The 17,056-nt window shown below is 73.9% G+C and carries 15 protein-coding genes; 5 read left to right on the top strand and 10 right to left on the bottom strand.

What is annotated here, in order from left to right:
• Nucleotides 1–35: 35 nt before the first annotated feature.
• Genes ACL02O_RS01965 through ACL02O_RS01955 form a run of 3 tightly spaced genes read right to left on the bottom strand, consistent with a single transcriptional unit; the run spans nucleotide 36 to nucleotide 3,660 of the window.
• Nucleotides 36–593 (bottom strand): TlpA family protein disulfide reductase, encoded by a 558-nt coding sequence (locus tag ACL02O_RS01965; RefSeq protein ID WP_412816173.1) that lies wholly within the window; start codon nucleotides 591–593, stop codon nucleotides 36–38.
• Nucleotides 594–616: 23 nt separating this feature from the next.
• Nucleotides 617–2,083 carry an NADH-ubiquinone oxidoreductase-F iron-sulfur binding region domain-containing protein gene (locus ACL02O_RS01960; protein ID WP_412816172.1) on the bottom strand — a complete coding sequence of 489 codons (1,467 nt, stop codon included), beginning with the start codon at nucleotides 2,081–2,083 and terminating at the stop codon, nucleotides 617–619.
• Nucleotides 2,080–3,660 carry a ferric reductase-like transmembrane domain-containing protein gene (locus ACL02O_RS01955; RefSeq protein ID WP_412816171.1) on the bottom strand — a complete coding sequence of 527 codons (1,581 nt, stop codon included), beginning with the start codon at nucleotides 3,658–3,660 and terminating at the stop codon, nucleotides 2,080–2,082. The genes ACL02O_RS01960 and ACL02O_RS01955 overlap by 4 nt, the downstream gene beginning before the upstream one ends.
• 272 nt (nucleotides 3,661–3,932) lie before the next feature.
• On the opposite strand from ACL02O_RS01955, the gene ACL02O_RS01950 reads away from it, so the two are divergent.
• Together ACL02O_RS01950 and ACL02O_RS01945 are read left to right on the top strand one after the other, a co-directional pair.
• Nucleotides 3,933–5,432 (top strand): alpha-amylase, encoded by a 1,500-nt coding sequence (locus tag ACL02O_RS01950; RefSeq protein ID WP_412816170.1) that lies wholly within the window; start codon nucleotides 3,933–3,935, stop codon nucleotides 5,430–5,432.
• Between the two features lie 333 nt (nucleotides 5,433–5,765).
• Nucleotides 5,766–6,176: a DUF4362 domain-containing protein gene (locus ACL02O_RS01945; RefSeq protein ID WP_412816169.1), complete on the top strand. Its 411-nt coding sequence runs from the start codon at nucleotides 5,766–5,768 to the stop codon at nucleotides 6,174–6,176.
• A 6-nt stretch (nucleotides 6,177–6,182) separates the two neighbouring features.
• On the opposite strand, the gene ACL02O_RS01940 is transcribed toward ACL02O_RS01945, so the two are convergent.
• The 5 genes from ACL02O_RS01940 to ACL02O_RS01920 form a co-directional block, all read right to left on the bottom strand.
• A complete protein-coding gene (locus tag ACL02O_RS01940) occupies nucleotides 6,183–6,806 on the bottom strand; it encodes a response regulator transcription factor (RefSeq protein ID WP_412816168.1) in 624 nt (207 codons plus the stop codon).
• 4 nt (nucleotides 6,807–6,810) lie between these two features.
• Complete coding sequence (locus ACL02O_RS01935) at nucleotides 6,811–7,968, bottom strand: sensor histidine kinase (RefSeq protein WP_412816167.1); 1,158 nt, start codon at nucleotides 7,966–7,968, stop codon at nucleotides 6,811–6,813.
• A 21-nt stretch (nucleotides 7,969–7,989) separates the two neighbouring features.
• Entirely contained in the window at nucleotides 7,990–8,796 is an 807-nt protein-coding gene (locus ACL02O_RS01930) for an ABC transporter permease (RefSeq protein WP_412816166.1), read from the bottom strand.
• 29 nt (nucleotides 8,797–8,825) lie between these two features.
• Nucleotides 8,826–9,719 carry an ABC transporter ATP-binding protein gene (locus tag ACL02O_RS01925; protein WP_412816165.1) on the bottom strand — a complete coding sequence of 298 codons (894 nt, stop codon included), beginning with the start codon at nucleotides 9,717–9,719 and terminating at the stop codon, nucleotides 8,826–8,828.
• 119 nt (nucleotides 9,720–9,838) lie between these two features.
• On the bottom strand, nucleotides 9,839–11,299 hold the full coding sequence (locus ACL02O_RS01920) for an MFS transporter (RefSeq protein ID WP_412816164.1): 1,461 nt from the start codon (nucleotides 11,297–11,299) through the stop codon (nucleotides 9,839–9,841).
• Between the two features lie 123 nt (nucleotides 11,300–11,422).
• Here ACL02O_RS01920 and ACL02O_RS01915 point away from each other — a divergent pair, with 123 nt between their 5' ends.
• Complete coding sequence (locus ACL02O_RS01915; protein ID WP_412816163.1) at nucleotides 11,423–12,163, top strand: TetR/AcrR family transcriptional regulator; 741 nt, start codon at nucleotides 11,423–11,425, stop codon at nucleotides 12,161–12,163.
• 40 nt (nucleotides 12,164–12,203) lie between these two features.
• Entirely contained in the window at nucleotides 12,204–13,055 is an 852-nt protein-coding gene (locus ACL02O_RS01910; protein ID WP_412816162.1) for an alpha/beta hydrolase, read from the top strand.
• A 24-nt stretch (nucleotides 13,056–13,079) separates the two neighbouring features.
• On the opposite strand, the gene ACL02O_RS01905 is transcribed toward ACL02O_RS01910, so the two are convergent.
• Entirely contained in the window at nucleotides 13,080–15,176 is a 2,097-nt protein-coding gene (locus tag ACL02O_RS01905; protein WP_412816161.1) for a prolyl oligopeptidase family serine peptidase, read from the bottom strand.
• A gap of 30 nt (nucleotides 15,177–15,206) precedes the next feature.
• Between ACL02O_RS01905 and ACL02O_RS01900 the strand changes: the two genes are divergently transcribed.
• A complete protein-coding gene (locus tag ACL02O_RS01900; RefSeq protein ID WP_412816160.1) occupies nucleotides 15,207–16,343 on the top strand; it encodes a site-2 protease family protein in 1,137 nt (378 codons plus the stop codon).
• On the opposite strand, the gene ACL02O_RS01895 is transcribed toward ACL02O_RS01900, so the two are convergent.
• Entirely contained in the window at nucleotides 16,340–16,981 is a 642-nt protein-coding gene (locus tag ACL02O_RS01895) for a maleylpyruvate isomerase family mycothiol-dependent enzyme (RefSeq protein WP_412816159.1), read from the bottom strand. The two genes, ACL02O_RS01900 and ACL02O_RS01895, sit on opposite strands and share 4 nt — an antisense overlap.
• Nucleotides 16,982–17,056 lie beyond the last annotated feature (75 nt).

Here is a 17,056-nt window from a genome sequence, read left to right as displayed (position 1 = left end):
GACGGCGGGGGTCGGGCATCGCCCGGCCCCCGCTCTCATCCCCGGGCCAGCGCCTCCACCTGCCGGGTGAGCGACTCCCCGTCGAGGAAGCCCTGGTGCGCCACCCGGCCGTCCCGGTCGATGATCAGGAACGTGCTCTGCTCGACCACCTCGAACCGGCGCCACAGCGTGCCGGCCCGATCGTCGAGTTGCGGGGTGCCGGCGAGGTCGAACTCGGTGACGAACTTTTTCATCGCCCGCTGCTCGCCGAGTCCGGCGATCCCGACGATGGGCACGGTGTCCCGGTACCTCGGGGCGATCTCGGCCACCGTCCACGCCTGGCTGGCGCAGGTGGCGCACCAGGGTGCCCAGAACCAGAGCACGACCGGCCGCCCGGCCAGGGTGGCGGCGGAGAACTCCGTACCGTTGAGGGTCCTCGCGGTGAACCGCAGGGTCTCCGGCACCCGGGCCGGCGGGACCGGCACGGAGGCGGTCACCGCCCCCGGCGACGCGGCCGCGCCGGCGACCGGGGCCGCACGCTCGGGGCCGACCGCGCAGGCGGCCGGCGCGAACAGCGCGACGGCCAGGGCGCCGGCCACCGTGGTAGAACGCATCCGCGCGCCTCCTCTCGGGCGGGCTACTCGGCCTTGACCAGCCGGAGCGCCAGTTCGGGACAGACCTTGACCGCCTTGAGCGCGCCCTCGCGCAGCCAGGTGGGCACCGGGGTGGGCGGGAAGGCGGGGTACCCGTTGCCGTCCAGCCGGATGAAGTCCGGTACGACGTGGGCGCAGAGCCCGTGCCCGTCGCAGCGGGACCAGTCCAGGGTGAGCTTCTGCGGGTTCGCGTCGGGCGCGCCGGGCAGCCCCGTCACGCCCTTCACTCGCTTGCCGCAGCCCTCACCCGTGGCGTGCAGCCGCAGGTCCTCGGCGAACACCTCCATGGCGGAGAGGGCGAAGCGGGCGGTGCCGTCCGGGTGGCTGCACGCGCCACGCCCCTTCACGTCGCCGGCCGCGGCCCGGACCACCTCGACCGGGGCGCTGCCGGAGACCGCGAGGTCGACGGCGCGGGCCAGGTCGGGCAGGCCCATCCGGCACGGCCCGCACTGCCCGGCGGACTCTCCGGCCAGGTAGCGGACCACCTGGGCCGCCTCGCCGAGCGGGCAGGTGTCCCGGCCCAGCGGCACGACGATGCCGGCGCCGAGGGTGCCGCCGACGGCGGCGAGGCCCTTGCGGGAGACCTCGGCCCGGGCCGCGGCCGCCGGGGTGATCCACCTGCCGTGGTAACCGCCGACCAGGATGCCCGGCCCGTCGGGCACCTCGCACAGCTCGAGGATCTCCCGCAGCGGGGTGCCGGCGGCGCACTCCACCACCGCGGGGCGCTTCGCCGTCCCGGCGACGGTGAGCAGCACGGTGCCCGGCTCGTCGTCGGTGCCGAGCGCGGCGTACTCGTAGGGGCCGATCCGGGCGGCGACCGCGAGCTGGGCGTACGTCTCGGCGTTGGAGAGCAGGGTGGGCAGCCCGTTCACCCCCGAGTCGCTGGAGCGCTTCTTGGTGCCGGGCGGGATGTGCGGCAGGCCGTTGATGCCGTTGACCAGCGCCCCGCCCTCCCCGGAGATGAACCGGTGCGGCACGGTGACGACGGTGGTCGGCACCGGCATCCGCCGTTCCTGCAACGCCTCGGTGAGCGACGGCCGGCCCACGTCGTCGTCGGCCACCCCGATGACGATCTCGTCGGCGTCCAGCGCGTACGCCGCGAGGGCCGCGCCGTCGAGGATGAGGTGCGGGGCCCGGGTGAGCAGCACCTTGTCCTTCCAGCTCGCCGGCTCGCCCTCGGTGGCGTTGACCACCACCACGGCGGAGAGGTCCTGCCGTTCGCAGGACTCCAGCACGGCGCGTAGCTTGCGGGCGAACGGGAATCCCGCCCCGCCCTTGCCCTTGAGGTCGATCGCCTCGGCGAGCCGGAGCAGCGCGGCGGGCTCCATCGGCCCGATCGGGCCGTGCACGTCCTCGTGGGCCATCAGGTCGAGCCGGCCGAACTCGGCGAACCCGGCGGTGAGCCGGGCCTCGCCGACGCAGGCGACCGGCGGCACCGTCGTGCGCATCACCTGGCCTCGCCCCGCAGCCCGGCCCAGTACGCCCCGTCCACCGCGTCCGCGCTGGCCCGCCGCCGCCGGCTCGACCGGCTCTCCCCGGCGGCGCGCCGCGCCCGGCGGGAGGCCAGGTCCACCAGGGTCGGGGTGTCGTCCACGAACACCTCCTCGGGGGCGTACCGGGCCGGCGGGCGCCAGTAGTCCGGCTCCTCCGGCACGTCCTCCTCGGCGCTGTGCCGGCCACCGCCGCTGCGCGGCGCGGCCGAGATCGGGGTGCCCGACACAGGGCCACCGGAGATCGGGCCGGCCGGGACCGGCTCGCCGGAGACCGGGCGGGTCGCCCACCGGCGCGGACTGTCCCACGGCTCCTCGGGCTCGTCGGTGCGGCGCGGCGGGGCGGCGTGCCGCGTACCGGTGTCGGGCGGGGCGGAGTGGCGACCGCCGGAGACCGGCGCGGCCGAGTAGCGGGCGGCGGTGTCCTCGTCGGACCGGGACCGCCGGCCGGCCCGCTCCTCCTCGTCCCGGTGGCGGCGGGCGACCCGCTCGCCGTCGCGGCGGCGGCCGCCGGAGGCCGGTTCCTCCGCCCGTCGACGGTCGGCCGCCGCCCGGACCGGCTCGCGCAGGGACCCGGGCTCGGGCACCACCGGTACGGCGAACCGCTCGGGGTCGCGCCGCCGGGCGGTGCCGGCCGGCGCGGTCCAGGTGGCGGTGGTCTCCGCCCAGCTCGGCTCCCGCCCCCGGCCGGACCGGTTCTCCTTCTCCTCCCGGCCGGCGCGTCGGCTGACCAGCCCGGCGAGCAGGCCCTTGCCCTCCTCCGCCCGGCCGGTCATCGCCTTGTTGAGCGCGGCGGCCTGGTGCTGCTCCCGGCTGCGCCGGCCGACGTGAACGGAGAGGCGGACCAGCAGCGCCACCACGACCAGCAGCACGCAGGCGAGGTAGCTGAGCACCACCCAGGTCTTCGCCGCGCGCCCGGCGTTGAGGCCGTGCACCAGTGCGAACGGCCAGGAGACGTACGCCATCGAGTGCAGCGCGCGCCAGAACCACTTGGGGCCGACGCCGGCGAAGCGGACCCGGATCAGCCCGGTCCAGAGCACGCTCACCATGAGGAAGGCGGCGACGGTGCCCAGCCCGACGTAGAGGCCCCGGCCGCCGATGAACGGCACGACGGCGTCGGTCGGGGAGGCCCGGCCGATGGAGACCTTCGTGATGACGTGGCCGACCAGCCCGGCCACGCCGAGGATGCCGGTGGCCCGGTGCGCCGACTGGAGCAGCACCCGGTGCGGGATGAGCAGCACCAGCCGGTCGGTGGCGAGCAGCCCCATCATCACGGTGAGGCTGAGTGAGACCAGGGCGACCACCCCGGCGAAGAACTCGGTGAAGAAGAATCCGTACGCGTACATGGTGCCGCCCGCGCCGGCCAGCTCGACGCCGGCCCAGACGACGGCCAGCACGGACGCGCCGAGCGCGACCATCGCGGGCTTCGACATGGTCCGGGCACCTCGGCTGCTGCTGGTGGTCCGGACGGTCGACACCTTCTCGTTCTGTTGTGCCCGGGCCATCTGCTCCTCGATCTCTCGCGGCGGCGCCCCCACCGACCGGTACCGTGCTCCGTCCGTCCTCCAGTACGGACCGGCGGGCCGGGCGGATCAGTCCGGTGGCGGATTTCTCGACCGGTTCGTCGAACCGTCCCGCCCCGGCGCGCGTGTAGCCGCATCTGGCGCCGACCGCAACGACGTATGTCCATTCATTGACAGCCGTTGCAACACGCTTGTAACCTTGCTGAAAATTTCAGGCCAGCCTGCAAGAAGCCGGCACTGAGCTCTCCCCGCACCACCCCCGTCCCCCCGCACCCCCAGGAGTCCCGATGCATCGACGTCGATGCCGGCAACGACAACTCCAGCTCGGCGCGGCCGGCGCCGCGCCCCGACGTGGAGCCGTCGCGGCGGCCCTCACCCTCGGCCTGGCCGCCAGCCTGCTCGTCCCGACCACCGTGGCGGCGCCCCCGGCCGCCGCGGCCACCACCGGCAGCAAGAAGGTCATCGTCCAGCTCTTCGAGTGGAACTGGCCCTCGGTGGCCAGCGAGTGCACCAGCGTGCTCGGCCCCAAGGGCTACGGCTACGTGCAGGTGTCCCCGCCGCAGGAGCACGTCAAGGGCAACCCCTGGTGGGTCGCCTACCAGCCGGTCAGCTACCAGATCGAGTCCCGCAAGGGCACCCGCGCCCAGTTCCAGTCGATGGTGAACACCTGCCACAGCGCCGGCGTGAAGGTCATCGTGGACACCGTCGTCAACCACATGTCCGGCCAGGACAACGGCGGCACCGGCTGGGCCGGCACCACCTACGGCCACTACAGCTACCCGGGCAACTACGGTTACCAGGACTTCCACCACTGCGGTCGCAACGGCAACGACGACATCGTCAACTACGGCGACCGGTACGAGGTGCAGAACTGCGAGCTGGTCAACCTGTCCGACCTGGCCACCGAGACCGACTACGTGCGCACCCGGCTCGCCACGTACATGAACGACCTGCTCTCGCTGGGCGTGGACGGGTTCCGGCTGGACGCCAGCAAGCACATGCCGGCCGCCGACATCGCCGCCATCAAGGGCAAGCTCTCCCGCTCGGCGTACATCGTGCAGGAGGTCATCTACGGCGCCGGGGAGCCGATCCAGCCGACCGAGTACACCGGCAACGGCGACGTGCACGAGTTCCGGTACGGCAAGGACCTGGCCCGGATGTTCAACAGCGAGCGGCTGGCGTACCTGAAGAACTTCGGCGAGGCGTGGGGCTACCTGTCCAGCAGCAAGGCGGTGGTCTTCACCGACAACCACGACACCCAGCGCGACGGCGGGGTGCTGACCTACAAGGACCACGGCGAGTACGCCCTCGCCAACGCCTTCATGCTGGCCTGGCCGTACGGCACCCCGGCGGTGATGTCGAGCTTCAGCTTCAGCAACAAGGACCAGGGGCCGCCCTCGGACGCCAGCAACAAGACCCTGAACACCACCTGCTACTCCGGCTGGGAGTGCGAGCACCGCTGGCGGGTGATCGCCAACATGGTCGGCTTCAACAACGCCACCCAGGGCGCGGCGGTCGCCAACTGGTACGACAACGGCTGGCAGCACATCGCCTTCAGCCGGGCCGGCAAGGGCTACCTGACCATCAACGACGAGGACTTCGCGATTACCGGCCGCTCGTACTACACCGGCCTGCCCGCCGGCCGGTACTGCGACGTCATCCACGGCGACTACAGCAACGGCTCGTGCAGCGGACCGGTGATCACCGTGGACTCCAACGGCTGGTTCGCCGCGAACATCAACCCGCACGACGCGGTGGCCATCCACATCGGCGCGAAGCTGCCCTGACCGGCGGCCGACCCGACGGCCCGCCCGCGGGCCGGCCCGATCCGGCCGGCCCGTACACCCCGGAGGCTTCCCGCCCGGCGATTGCCGCCGGGCGGGGAGCCTCGGTGGTCTACAGTGTCTTTCGTGCTGTTTGACCGGTTTTCGCTGCGGTGGACCCCTGGGCTGGATGCTCGCCGCAGTCGGCGTACCGCTGCTGCTCGCGGCCGCGCTGCTGGTCGGGCGGACGCTAACCGGCGGCCCGGCACCCGTGCCGGTGGTCGCCGCGCCGGCCACCGCCTGACCGGGAACCCACCGACGGCCGGACGCGTCGCAACTCCCATGTGGAGACGACGGATGACCGTGCTCGCCCTGTCCCTCACCCCCGCCGCGTGCGGCACCACGGACCCCGACGCCGTACCGCCGGATCCGCCGCAGGCGCACGCCACCCGGTCGCCGGCCCGGCCCGACTGCGGCGTCTGGACCCTCGGCCAAGGCGACCGGCTGCCGACGGAGGCCGCCGAGTGCCTCGACGGCGCGCTGCGGGACGGGCAGGAGGCCCGGATGCGGGTGATCGCCCCGACCATCGAGGGCGGCCCGATCACCACCGACTATCTGGTGCGCGTCGACGGCCGGGTCGAGGTCATCGCGGACGGCCGCCGGGACCGGTACGGCGCCGGCCGCATCGAGCGGCGGATCTGCACGGGCCCGGTGAGCTACACGCCGGTCCCGAGCTTCCCCACCTGCTCCACCCCCACGCCGGTCTGACCGGCCTCACCCGCCGAGCAGCCAGCCGTTCTCCTCGGCGACCCGGACCGCGTCGGCCCGGTTGCGCGCCCCCGTCTTGCCGATCGCTGCGGAGAGGTGGTTGCGCACCGTCCCCTCGGACAGGTGCAGCGTCGCGGCCAGCTCGGCGACCGTCCCGCCGCCCCGCGCGGTACGCAGCACCTCGGTCTCCCGCTCGGTCAGCGGGCTCGCCCCGGTGGCCAGGGTCTCCGCCGCGAGGGTCGGGTCGACGACCCGCAGCCCGGCGTGCACCCGGCGGACCGCGTCGGCGAGCTGCCGGGCCGGGGTGTCCTTGACCACGAATCCGTTCGCGCCGGCCTCCATCGCCCGGCGCAGGAAGCCGGGACGGCCGAACGTGGTCACCACCAGCACCCGGCAGTCCGGCAGCGCGGCCCGCAGCGCCCCGGTGGCCGCGATCCCATCCAGGCCGGGCATCTCCACATCGAGCAGGGCCACGTCGGGCCGGGTGCGGCGGGCCTCCGGGACCACCTCGTCACCCCGGCCCACCTCGGCGACGACGGTCAGGTCCGGCTCCAGCGACAGCAGCGCGGCGAGGGCTCCCCGGACCAGCGCCTGGTCGTCGGCGAGCAGCAGCCGGATCGGTTCGGTCACCCGGTCATCCTCCGTCCCGCTCGCCGGCCCCGGCCGGCAGGGCCACCCGGAGCAGGAAGCCCCGGCCCCCGGGACGGCGGCCGACGGTGACGGTGGCGTCCAGCCGCCGGGCCCGCTCGCGCAGCCCGACCAGGCCGTGCCCCGCCACGCCCGGCTCGGCGGCCGGCCCCCGGCCGTCGTCGCGGACCTCCACCGCCGCCGGGTCCACCCGGATCTCGCAGCGCCGGGCCCCGCTGTGCCGGACCACGTTGGTCACGCCCTCACGGACCGTCCAGCCGAACAGCTCGTCCCGCTCCGCCGGCAGCGGCGGCACGTGCTCCGGCAGCTCCGCGGCGATGCCCGCGGCGGCCAGCGCCGAACGGGCGCCGGCCAGCTCCGCCGCCAGACTCACCCCCCGGTACGCCCCGACGGTGCCGCGCACGTCGGCGAGGGCCTGCCGGGCCAGCCGCTCCACGTCGGCGATCTCGGTGGCCGCCCGGGCCGGGTCCAGGTCCAGCAGCCGGCCGGCCAGCTCGGCCTTGACCGCCACCACGGTCAGCGAGTGCCCGAGGATGTCGTGCAGGTCCCGGGCGGTACGGGCCCGCTCCTCGGCCACCGCGAGCCGGCGGATCTCCTGCTGGGCGGCCTGGAGTTCGGCGTTGCGCTGCGCCAGCCGGGTCACCCCGAACATCGCGAAGGAGGCGAGCACCACCGCGAAGACCACGGTGCCCTCCGACTTCCACGCCGGCACCAGCATCGCGGTGACCGGCGGGGCCAGCGCGGCGAGGATGACCACCGCCATCGCCTCACGGGTGGGCAGCAGGAACACCGCCGCCGCGGCGACGAAGACCAGCGTGGTCAGCCAGTCCCCGCCGGTGCCGGGGATGCCGGCGAGCCCGAGCCCCAGCAGCACCGCCAGCGCGGTCCAGGCCCGCCCGAGCGGGATGCCCCGGTGGGCCTGCCGGCGGGCGCGCGCCCACTGGAAGACCAGGACGTAGAGAACACCGAAGGCGACCAGGGTGGCCGCGCCGAGCACCCGCCGCCAGACCTCCGCCTGGTGCAGGGCGGCCAGCAGCGGGATGTTGAGGAAGAAGAGCCAGACGGCGGCGAGCAGCCAGCCGGTGACCCGCCAGTGGGTCACCGGCTGCTGCGCGCGCTCCGCCGGCAGGGCCACGGTGAACACGCTAACCTCCGCCGCCGCGGGTCAGACCCGGGTGGTGTCCCGGCGGAACAGCCGGGCCGCGCCGAGGGCGAAGAAGAGCGTCCACGCGGTGACGTTACCGACCGCCACCCAGTTCAGCCCCTCCCCGGTCAACGGGGACCGGGCGAGCTGTCCGACGCCGTACACCGGGGTGAACTTGGCGATCTGCTGCATGACGTCCGGCAGCAAGTCCAGCGGGATGAACAGGCCGCCCAGCATGGCCAGGATCGCCAGCACCGGGCCCATGAACTGCATGACGTTCTCGGCCGGGGCGAGGTAGCCGACGAAGAGGCCGAAGGCGGCGAAGACCAGCGAGCCGAGCCACGCGGTCAGCCCGGACTCCACCCAGACGTGCACCGGCAGCCGGACCCCGGAGGCGGCGCCGACGGCGAACTCGACCAGCACGCCGAGCAGGCCGAGCACCATCGCGGTGGCCACCTTCGTCGCCACGTACGCGGGCGGGCGCAGCGGGGTGAGCCGGAGCTGCCGGCTCCAGCCGAGCGCCCGCTCGGTGGCGACCGCCGCCCCGGCGCTGGTGGTGGCGACCATCGCCGCGTACACGGCCAGGCTGATCATGATCCAGCCGGTGACCGGCAGGCCGTTGGGCAGCTCCTGGCCGCGCTGCGGCAGTCCGAAGAGGAGGAAGAAGACCGCCGGCATGACCAGGATGAACACCAGCGTGCGGCGGTTGCGCAGCACCCGGCGGATCTCGATGCCGAGCACGGCGGTGGAGAACCCGCCCAGGGCGGGGGGCCGGCGGTCGCCGGCCCGGGTGGACGGGGCGGTGGTGGGCGAGGCGGTGACAGTCATCTCGGGCTCCGGTCTCGGCGGGTCGGCGGTCAGGCGGTGGTGGTGGTCAGGGCGAGGAAGGCGTCCTCGAGGTTGCGCGAGGTGATCTCCAGGTCCCGCGCGGCGGTCCGGGTCAGCAGGTGCCGGGCGACGACGTCCGAGTCGTCGGTGTGCACCAGCACCGCGTCGCCGCGTACCTCGACCGCCTGCACGCCGGGCAGCGCGGCCAGCGCGGTCTGGTCGGCGCCGGGCAGGGTGGCCCGGACGAGCCGGCCGGCGGCCAGGTTCTTGATCTCGGCGGTGGTGCCGTCGGCGACCACCCGGCCCTGCCGGATCAGCACGATCCGGTCCGCGTACGCGTCGGCCTCGTCGAGGTAGTGGGTGGCGAAGAGGACGGTCCGGCCGGATCGGGCGTCGGCCCGGATCGCCTGCCAGAAGTCCCGCCGGCCCTCCACGTCCATCCCGGTGGTCGGCTCGTCCAGCACCATCAGGTCCGGGTCGGGCAGCAGCGCCAGGGCAAAGCGCAGCCGCTGCTGCTGGCCGCCGGAGCACTTGCCCACCGGCCGGTCGGCGATGCCGGCGATGCCGGCCCGCTCCAGCACCTCACCGGCCGGGCGGCTGTGCCCGTAGAAGTGCGCCGTCATCCGTACCGTCTCGGCAACGGTGAGGTCCTTGAGCAGCCCGCCGGTCTGCATCACGGCGGCGACCCGGCCGAGCCGGACGGCCTCGGCCGGCGTGCCACCGAAGAGCCGGACGGTGCCGGCCTCCGGGCGGGCCAGGCCGAGCAGCATGTCCACCGTGGTGGTCTTGCCGGCGCCGTTCGGGCCGAGGAAGGCCACCACCTCGCCCGGGGCGATCCGGAGGTCGAGTCCGTCGACGGCGGTCACCGGGCCGAAGGTCTTGGTGAGTCCGGCCAGTTCGACGGCCGGTGCGGTGTCGGTCATGACAATGATGGTCCGGCCTCGGGCGTCCGATTTCCCGGAGCACGCGTCACCTTCGGACCATGACATTTGTCAGGCCCGCCCGCCCGGGCGGGGTGGACGTGCCGCCCGGGCGGGTGCCGTCAGTGCCCGCCGCCGACGCCCTCGCGGGCGCGGCGGGGCAGCAGGAACGCGCCGACAAGCGTGACCAGCAGCAGACCCAGCTCCGCGGCGAGGGTGAGCCGTACGGCGTGCGACACCCCGTGCCCGATCGCGTCGAAGAAGACGGTGCCGAGCAGGGCGACACCGAGCGCCCCGCCGAGCTGCTGGACCGCGGTGAGGGTGCCGGAGGCCGAGCCGGTCTCCTCCTCGGCCACCCCGGAGAGCACGATGTCGAAGAAGGGCGCCATCACCAGGCCCATACCGAAACCGACCGCCAGCAGCGCAGGGGCCAGCCGCCACGGGGTCACGTGGTCATTGGTCAGGTGGAGGGTGAGCAGCATCCCGGCGACCCCGGCCAGCACCACCACCAGTCCGAGGTGGATGAGCCGCCGGCCGAGCCGTTGGGCGAGTCCGGCCCCGGCGATGACGAAGGCGACCACCATGCCGAGCGCCTGCGGCACCCCGGCCAGCCCGGTGCGCAGCGGCGACCAGCCGAGCCCGAGCTGAAGGTAGAGGCTGAACACCAGCGAGAAGCCGGCGAGCGCGGTGAAGAAGGCCAGGCCCGCGACGAGCCCGCCGGTGAAGGCGCGGCGGCGGAACAGGGTGGGCACCACCAGCGGGTCCCGCCCGGCGCGCTGCCGGCGCAGCTCGTACCCGGCGAAGACGGCGAAGACCGCGGCGGCCCCGGCCAGCATGGCGAAGGCCCATCCGGGCCAGTCGTGCTCCCGCCCCTGCACGAGCGGGTACACCAGGAGCAGGGCGCCGAGCGAGACGAGCCCGACCCCGGGCAGGTCGAGGCGGCTGGCGTGGGTGGCCCGGGACTCGGGCAGGAGGCGCGCCGCGCCGGCGGCGGCGAGCAGGCCGAGCGGGACGTTGATCAGGAAGATGGCGCGCCAGCCGGTGCCGGCGAGGTCGGCGTCGACCAGCCAGCCGGCCAGGATCGGGCCGCCGACGGCGGAGATCCCCATGACCGGGCCGAACGCGCCGAACGCGGCGGCGAGCTGCTTCGGCGGGAACATCTCCTTGATCAGTCCGAGGCCCTGCGGGAGCAGCACGGCCCCGAACAGGCCCTGCGCCACCCGGGCGGCGATCAACGTGCCCGGGCTGCCGGCGAGCGCGCAGAGGGCCGAGGCGGCGGTGAAGCCGACCACCCCGATCAGGAACATCCGGCGCCGGCCGTACAGGTCGCCGAGGCGGCCACCGGTGACCAGGCCGACCGCCATGGCGAGGGTGTAGCCGGCCCCGATCCACTGGATCACCGTGGGCGAGCCACCGAGGTCGGCCCGGATCGCCGGGCCGGCGAGGTTGGTGACCAGCACGTCGAGCAGGTCCATCACCTCGGCGGCGAGGATCACCGCCAGGGCGAACCAGCGCCACGGGTGGCCCTCGGATTCCGTCCCCGCGTGGTCCGGCGGTGCCGGTGCGCTGAGTTCGGTCGTCATCACGTCCTCCGCTTGTTCGAACACTGTTCGTTGACGAACACTGTTCGTTGACGAACACTGTTCTATCAACGAACACCGTTCGCGGCAAGTACGATGTTCGAGTCCCCGATCCGGAGGTCGTCCGTGAGCGAAGAGCCCGCCCCGCCCTGGCGTACCCGGCCCCGCGGCCGCGCGCCCCGACAGGCGCTCAGCCAGCAGGCCGTGGTCGACGCCGCCCTCGCCGTGATCAGCCGGGAAGGGCTGGGCGGGCTGAGCATGCGCCGGGTGGCCCAGGAACTGGGCACCGGCCCGGCCTCCCTGTACGCCCACGTCTCCGGCCGCGAGGAGTTGCTCGAACTGCTGGTGGACCGGGCCAGCGCGGAGATCACCGTGCCGGAGCCCGACCCGGAGCACTGGACGGAACAGGTCCGGGACGTGGCCCGGCAGGCGTACCGCGTCTACGCCACGCACACCGAGCTGGCGCTCGCCTCGCTGGCCACCATCCCCAGCGGGCCGAACGCGCTGCGGGTCACCGACGGGCTGCTCGCCATCCTGCGGGCCGGCGGGGTGCCGCCGCAGCCGGCGGCCTGGTTCCTGGACCGGCTCTTCCTCTACATCGCCGGGGACGCCTACGAGGGCGCCCTGTACGCGGCGAAGGTGCGCGCCTCCGGCCAGGACCCGCAGACCTGGTGGACCCGGCTACGGACGCAGCTGACCGACTACTACCGGAGCCTGCCGCCGGGCAGCTACCCGCACCTGCAGGAGCACCTGGCGGAGCTGATGAACGGCGACGGCGACATCCGCTTCGACTTCGGGCTCGACCTGCTGATCCAGGGAGTCGCCGCGCACGTGCCCCCGGGGAGTGAGCGCGACCGGGCCGGGTAACCAGCGCACTCGTCCGAGGGCGCGGAACAGGGGGCAGGCCATGGGGGTACCGACGGGACGGGTCGACACGATCGTGCTGATCCACGGACTCTGGATGACCTCACGCAGCTGGGAGAAGTGGGTCGACCGGTACGCGGCGCGCGGTTTCCGGGTGCTCACCCCGGCCTGGCCGGGAATGGACCGGGAGGTCGAGGAGCTGCGGGAGGACCCGGCGCCGATCGCCGCCCAGCGGATCCCCGCCATCGTCGACCACTACGCGGCGATCATCCAGGGCTTGCCACGGCCGCCGATCATCATGGGGCACTCGTTCGGCGGCCTGATCACGCAACTGCTGCTCGACCGGAAACTCGGCGCCGCCGGCGTCGGCATTCACCCGGCCCAGGTCAAGGGCGTGCTGAAGCTGCCGCTGAGCACGTTGCGCGCCAGCTACTCGATCCTGCACAACCCGGCCAACCGGCACCGCGCGGTGCCGTTCACCCGGGAGGATTTCCGGTACGCCTTCGGCAACACGATCAGCCAGGAGCAGTCGGACGCGGCCTGGGAGCGGTACGCCGTACCCGGCGCCGGTCACGTCCTGTTCGAGGCGGCGTTCGCCAACCTGAACCCGGACGCGACCACGGAGGTCGACAAGCTACGCAGCGACCGGGCGCCGCTGCTGCTGACGGCCGGCGGCGAGGACCACGTGCTGCCGCCGTCGGTGGTGTCCGCCAATGCCAACCTCTACCGGGGCTCGACCGCGATCACCGGCTACCAGCTGTTCCCCGGCCGGTCGCACTTCGTCGGCGGGGAGCCGGGCTGGGAGGTGGAGGCGGACTTCGCGCTGGAGTGGGCGGTGGAGGCGGCGAACGAGTTCTCGCCGACCGTGGTCAGTCAGGCCCCCGGCCGCCGCTGACCGCTCCGCCGCGCGACGCGCGGGTTACACCGGGGTGCTGTGGCGCTCACCCGGGTCCGCCGGACGTTGCCGCGGCGGTGCCGGGGGCGTCTCCGCGGTCAGCCTCCGCCAGAGGAACTCCAGCGTCAGCGCCCAGTTGAAGGCGGCCTGCTCGTTGTTCGCCGCCGCGCCGTGGCCGCCCTCCACGTTCTCGTAGTACGACACGTCGTGGCCGGAGGCGCGCAGCCGGGCGGCCATCTTGCGGGCATGCCCCGGGTGCACCCGGTCATCCCGGGTCGAGGTGACGAACAGGACCGGCGGATACGGCAGGTCACCGCCGACGTTGTGGTACGGCGAGTAGCGGCGCAGCCAGGCCCAGTCGTCGGGCCGGTCCGGGTCGCCGTACTCGGCGGTCCAGGAGGCACCGGCCAGCAGCCGGTGGTATCGGCGCATGTCCAGCAGCGGCACGTGCGCGACGACCGCGCCGAACAGCTCCGGGTGGCGGGTGAGCATCACCCCCATCAGCAGCCCGCCGTTGCTGCCGCCCTCGACGCCGAGCTGCGCCGGCGTGGTGATGCCCCGGGTGACCAGGTCGGTGGCCACTGCGGCGAAGTCCTCGTACGCCCGGGGCCGGTTCTCCCGCAGCGCGGCCCGGTGCCACGCGGGCCCGTACTCCCCGCCGCCCCGGATGTTCGCCACCACGTAGGTGCCGCCCCGGACCAGCCATCCCCGGCCGACCCCGCCGCTGTAGTGCGGGGTCTGGCTGACCTCGAAGCCGCCGTAGCCGGTGAGCAGGGTCGGCCCGGCGGGGGCCTCCGGGTCGCCCACCACGAAGTACGGCACCTGCGTGCCGTCGGCCGAGGTGGCGGAGAACTGGCGTACGGCCAGGCCGGTGCCGTCGAAGAACGCCGGCTCCCGTTTCAGCGGCTCGACCGGCCCGCCGATCCGCCCGAGCCGCAGCGTCGCGGGTCGCAGGAACCCCTCCGAGGCGAGCAGGTAGGCGTCCCCGGTGTCCGGGTCGGTCTCGACGACCGAGCTGTGGTCGTCCTCCGTCACCCCGGGGAGCGGCTCCCGCCGCCAGCCGTCCGGGCCGGGGGTCAGCACCTCCAGTCGGCTCCGCACGTCGGCGAGGGTGGCCAGGATGAGGTGGTTCCGGGTCCAGACGTGGTAGCTGAGCGCGGTGCGCGCGTCCGGCCGGAAGAGCACGGTCAGGTCCCGACCGCCGTCGAGGAACGCCTCGAACCGGGTCGCCAGCAGCGCTCCCGCCGGGTGGGTGACCGTTCCCACCGTCCACGGCGAGCGCAGCCGGATCAGCAGCCACTCCCGGTGCACGTCCCACTGGGCGTCCTCCGGCACCTCGATCCGGCGCCGCTGCCCCGACCCGGTCAGCAGGTAGTTCTCCGTGCGGTAGAAGTCCAGGCTGCGGCACACGAAGTCGCGGGCGAACCCGGGGGTGTGGTCGTGCGCGGCGTGCACCGCCAGGTCGTCCACCTGCGCCTCGTCGACGACCTCGGCCGCCGACAGCGGTGTGCCGCGCCGCCACCGCTTGACTACCCGGGGGTAGCCGGACGTGGTCAGCGACCCCGGCCCGAAGTCGGTGGCGACGTAGACGTGGTCGGCGTCGATCCAGCAAACCGAGCTCTTCGCCTCCGGTAGCGTGAAGCCGTCCGCGACGAACTCCCGACGGACCAGGTCGAACTCGCGTACCACCACCGCGTCCGCGCCGCCCCGGGACAGGCTGATCAGGCAGCGGTCGTATCCGGGGCGGAGCACGGTCACCTCCTGCCAGACCCAGTTCTCGCCCTCCTGCGCGGCCAGCGCGTCGACGTCCAGCAGCACCTCCCACTCGGGTTCGGGGCGGCGGTACTGGTCCAGGGTGGTCCGGCGCCACAGCCCGCGCGGATGGGCGGCGTCGGTCCAGAAGTCGTACCAGAGGTGGTCGCCCCGCCAGCCGGGGTAGGGAATCCGGTCCTCGGCGTCGAGCACCTGCCGGATCTCGGTCCGCAGCGCGGCGAACCGCTCGCCGCCGGTCAGCGCGGCCAGTGTTCCCGACCGGTGAATCGGGGCCAGTCGGATATCCGATCCAGTGGCGCCGTGCCGGTACGGAGAATCGGCCGGGGAGGGGCCGTTCCGCCCTGGCATGGAGGACCGTTCCGGGGGTATGACGGACTCATGAGGGCGAGCTTCCGGCTTGGCCGGGTCGCGGGTGTACCCGTCGGGGTCAACTGGAGCGTCCTGGTCATCTTCCTGCTGATCGCCTGGGCGCTGTCGGCCAGCCTGTTCCCCCGCTCGTACCCCGGTCACTCCGCCCTCGCGTACGGGGCGGCGGGGTTGAGCGCGGCGGTGGTCTTCTTCCTCGGCCTGCTCGCCCACGAGGTGGCGCACGCCGTGGTCGCCAAGCGCAACGGGATCGGCGTCGAGGGGATCACGCTGTGGCTCTTCGGCGGGGTGTCCGAGCTGAAGGGGGAGGCGAAGGACCCGGGCGCCGAGCTGCGGATCGCCGGGGTGGGGCCGCTGGTGAGCCTGGTGATCGGGCTGTTCTTCGGGGCGATCGCCGTGCTGCTCGCCGTGGCCGGGGCGCACGGGCTGCTGCTCGGCGCGCTGTCCTGGCTGGCCGGGATCAACGTGCTGTTGGCAGTCTTCAACGTGCTGCCCGCCGCGCCGCTGGACGGCGGGCGGCTGCTGCGCGCCGCGGTGTGGAAGGCCACCGGCGACCGGACCAAGGCCTCCGTGGTGGCCGCCCGCGCCGGCTGGGTGCTGGGCATCGTCCTGATCGCCTTCGGGCTGTGGCGGTTCCTGGTCGGCGCGGGGATCGGTGGGCTCTGGCTGGCGCTGATCGGTTGGTTCCTGATCGGGGCGGCCGGCATGGAGGAGCGGCAGGCCCGGATGGGCAGCGCGCTCCGCGGGGTACGGGTCGCCGACGTGATGACCCCGCAGCCACAGACCGCCTCCGGGGAGATGACCGTCGCCGACTTCGTGGACCACTATCTCTTCGCGTACCGGCACTCGGCGTTGCCGCTGATCGAGGAGGGCCGGCCGGTCGGCCTGGTCACCCTCGACCGGGTACGCGGCATCCCGGCCGAGCGCCGTGCCTCGACCACCCTGGCCGAGGTGGCCTGCCGCTCCGACGAGCTGGTCCTCGCCTCGCCGGACGAGCAGCTCAACGAACTGCTCCCCCGGCTCAGCGAGTGCGCCGACGGGCGGGCGCTGGTGGTGACCGACCAGCGGCTGGTCGGGATCGTCTCGCCCAGCGACATCAGCCGGGCGGTGCAGCGGGGCAGCCTGCGCGACCAGATGGCCCGCGGCTAGCGCACCGCCGCGGACAGCCGGGCGGTCAGTTCCGGCACGCCGGGACCGGTCAGCTCGCCGACGGCCGCGTGCCGCCCGGCGAGCAGGAGCAGCAGCGCCCCGATCGGCCCCGCCACCTGCGGACCCCGCCCGACCGACCAGCCGTGGTCGACGGCGGTGAGGGTGAAGCCGTCGAGCCGGCGCCGGGCGTGGAACGGCCAGCCCATGGTCCAGACCCGGGTCGCGGCGGTGGCGGCGGCCTCGGTCGGCATCTGGCGGGTGCGGCCGAGTGGCCGGACGATGTCCTGACCGTGCACCAGGATGTCCAGCAACGGCTCCAGGTCGCTCACCAGCGGCGCCCTGCGGCGGGAGCCGACCATGCCGCGCAGCCTGACGGCATACGTCCCGACCGGGTGGCGTGCCTCGCGGATCGCGCTGTCGCGCACCATCCGGTCGAAGTTCCCCCGGGCGCGCAGCATCGCCACGGCCCCGGCGAGCGGCCCGGTATGTGCGAGCGTGAGGTGCGCGGCGACGTCGCGGACCCGCCAGCCGGCGCAGAGGGAGGGGACCTCCCATTCCGCCGGCGACAGGTCGTCGAGCAGGTCGGCGAGGCTGGCGCGCTCGTCGTCGATGGTCCGCCAGATGTCGTCCCGGTGCATGCCCGCCCCCTGACCAGCGACCCGAGTTTGGTACGATCCTCTGACCAATATTCGTCAAATTATCTGACCAGGTCA

The organism is Micromonospora mangrovicola (assembly GCF_047200535.1).
Classification (GTDB): domain Bacteria; phylum Actinomycetota; class Actinomycetes; order Mycobacteriales; family Micromonosporaceae; genus Micromonospora.
Note: the sequence above shows the minus strand (reverse complement) of the source record. Positions and strands in the feature narration are given on the sequence as shown.

Excerpts from the sequence above, each read along its gene's own strand:
- ACL02O_RS01965 (WP_412816173.1), bottom strand. The coding sequence starts at position 593 with ATGCGTTCTACCACGGTGGCCGGCGCCCTGGCCGTCGCGCTGTTCGCG.
- ACL02O_RS01925 (WP_412816165.1), bottom strand. The coding sequence starts at position 9,719 with ATGACCGACACCGCACCGGCCGTCGAACTGGCCGGACTCACCAAGACC.
- ACL02O_RS01920 (WP_412816164.1), bottom strand. The coding sequence starts at position 11,299 with ATGACGACCGAACTCAGCGCACCGGCACCGCCGGACCACGCGGGGACG.
- ACL02O_RS01905 (WP_412816161.1), bottom strand. The coding sequence starts at position 15,176 with ATGCCAGGGCGGAACGGCCCCTCCCCGGCCGATTCTCCGTACCGGCAC.
- ACL02O_RS01945 (WP_412816169.1), top strand. The coding sequence starts at position 5,766 with ATGACCGTGCTCGCCCTGTCCCTCACCCCCGCCGCGTGCGGCACCACG.
- ACL02O_RS01950 (WP_412816170.1), top strand. The coding sequence starts at position 3,933 with ATGCATCGACGTCGATGCCGGCAACGACAACTCCAGCTCGGCGCGGCC.
- ACL02O_RS01895 (WP_412816159.1), bottom strand. The coding sequence starts at position 16,981 with ATGCACCGGGACGACATCTGGCGGACCATCGACGACGAGCGCGCCAGC.
- ACL02O_RS01900 (WP_412816160.1), top strand. The coding sequence starts at position 15,207 with ATGAGGGCGAGCTTCCGGCTTGGCCGGGTCGCGGGTGTACCCGTCGGG.
- ACL02O_RS01910 (WP_412816162.1), top strand. The coding sequence starts at position 12,204 with ATGGGGGTACCGACGGGACGGGTCGACACGATCGTGCTGATCCACGGA.
- ACL02O_RS01930 (WP_412816166.1), bottom strand. The coding sequence starts at position 8,796 with ATGACTGTCACCGCCTCGCCCACCACCGCCCCGTCCACCCGGGCCGGC.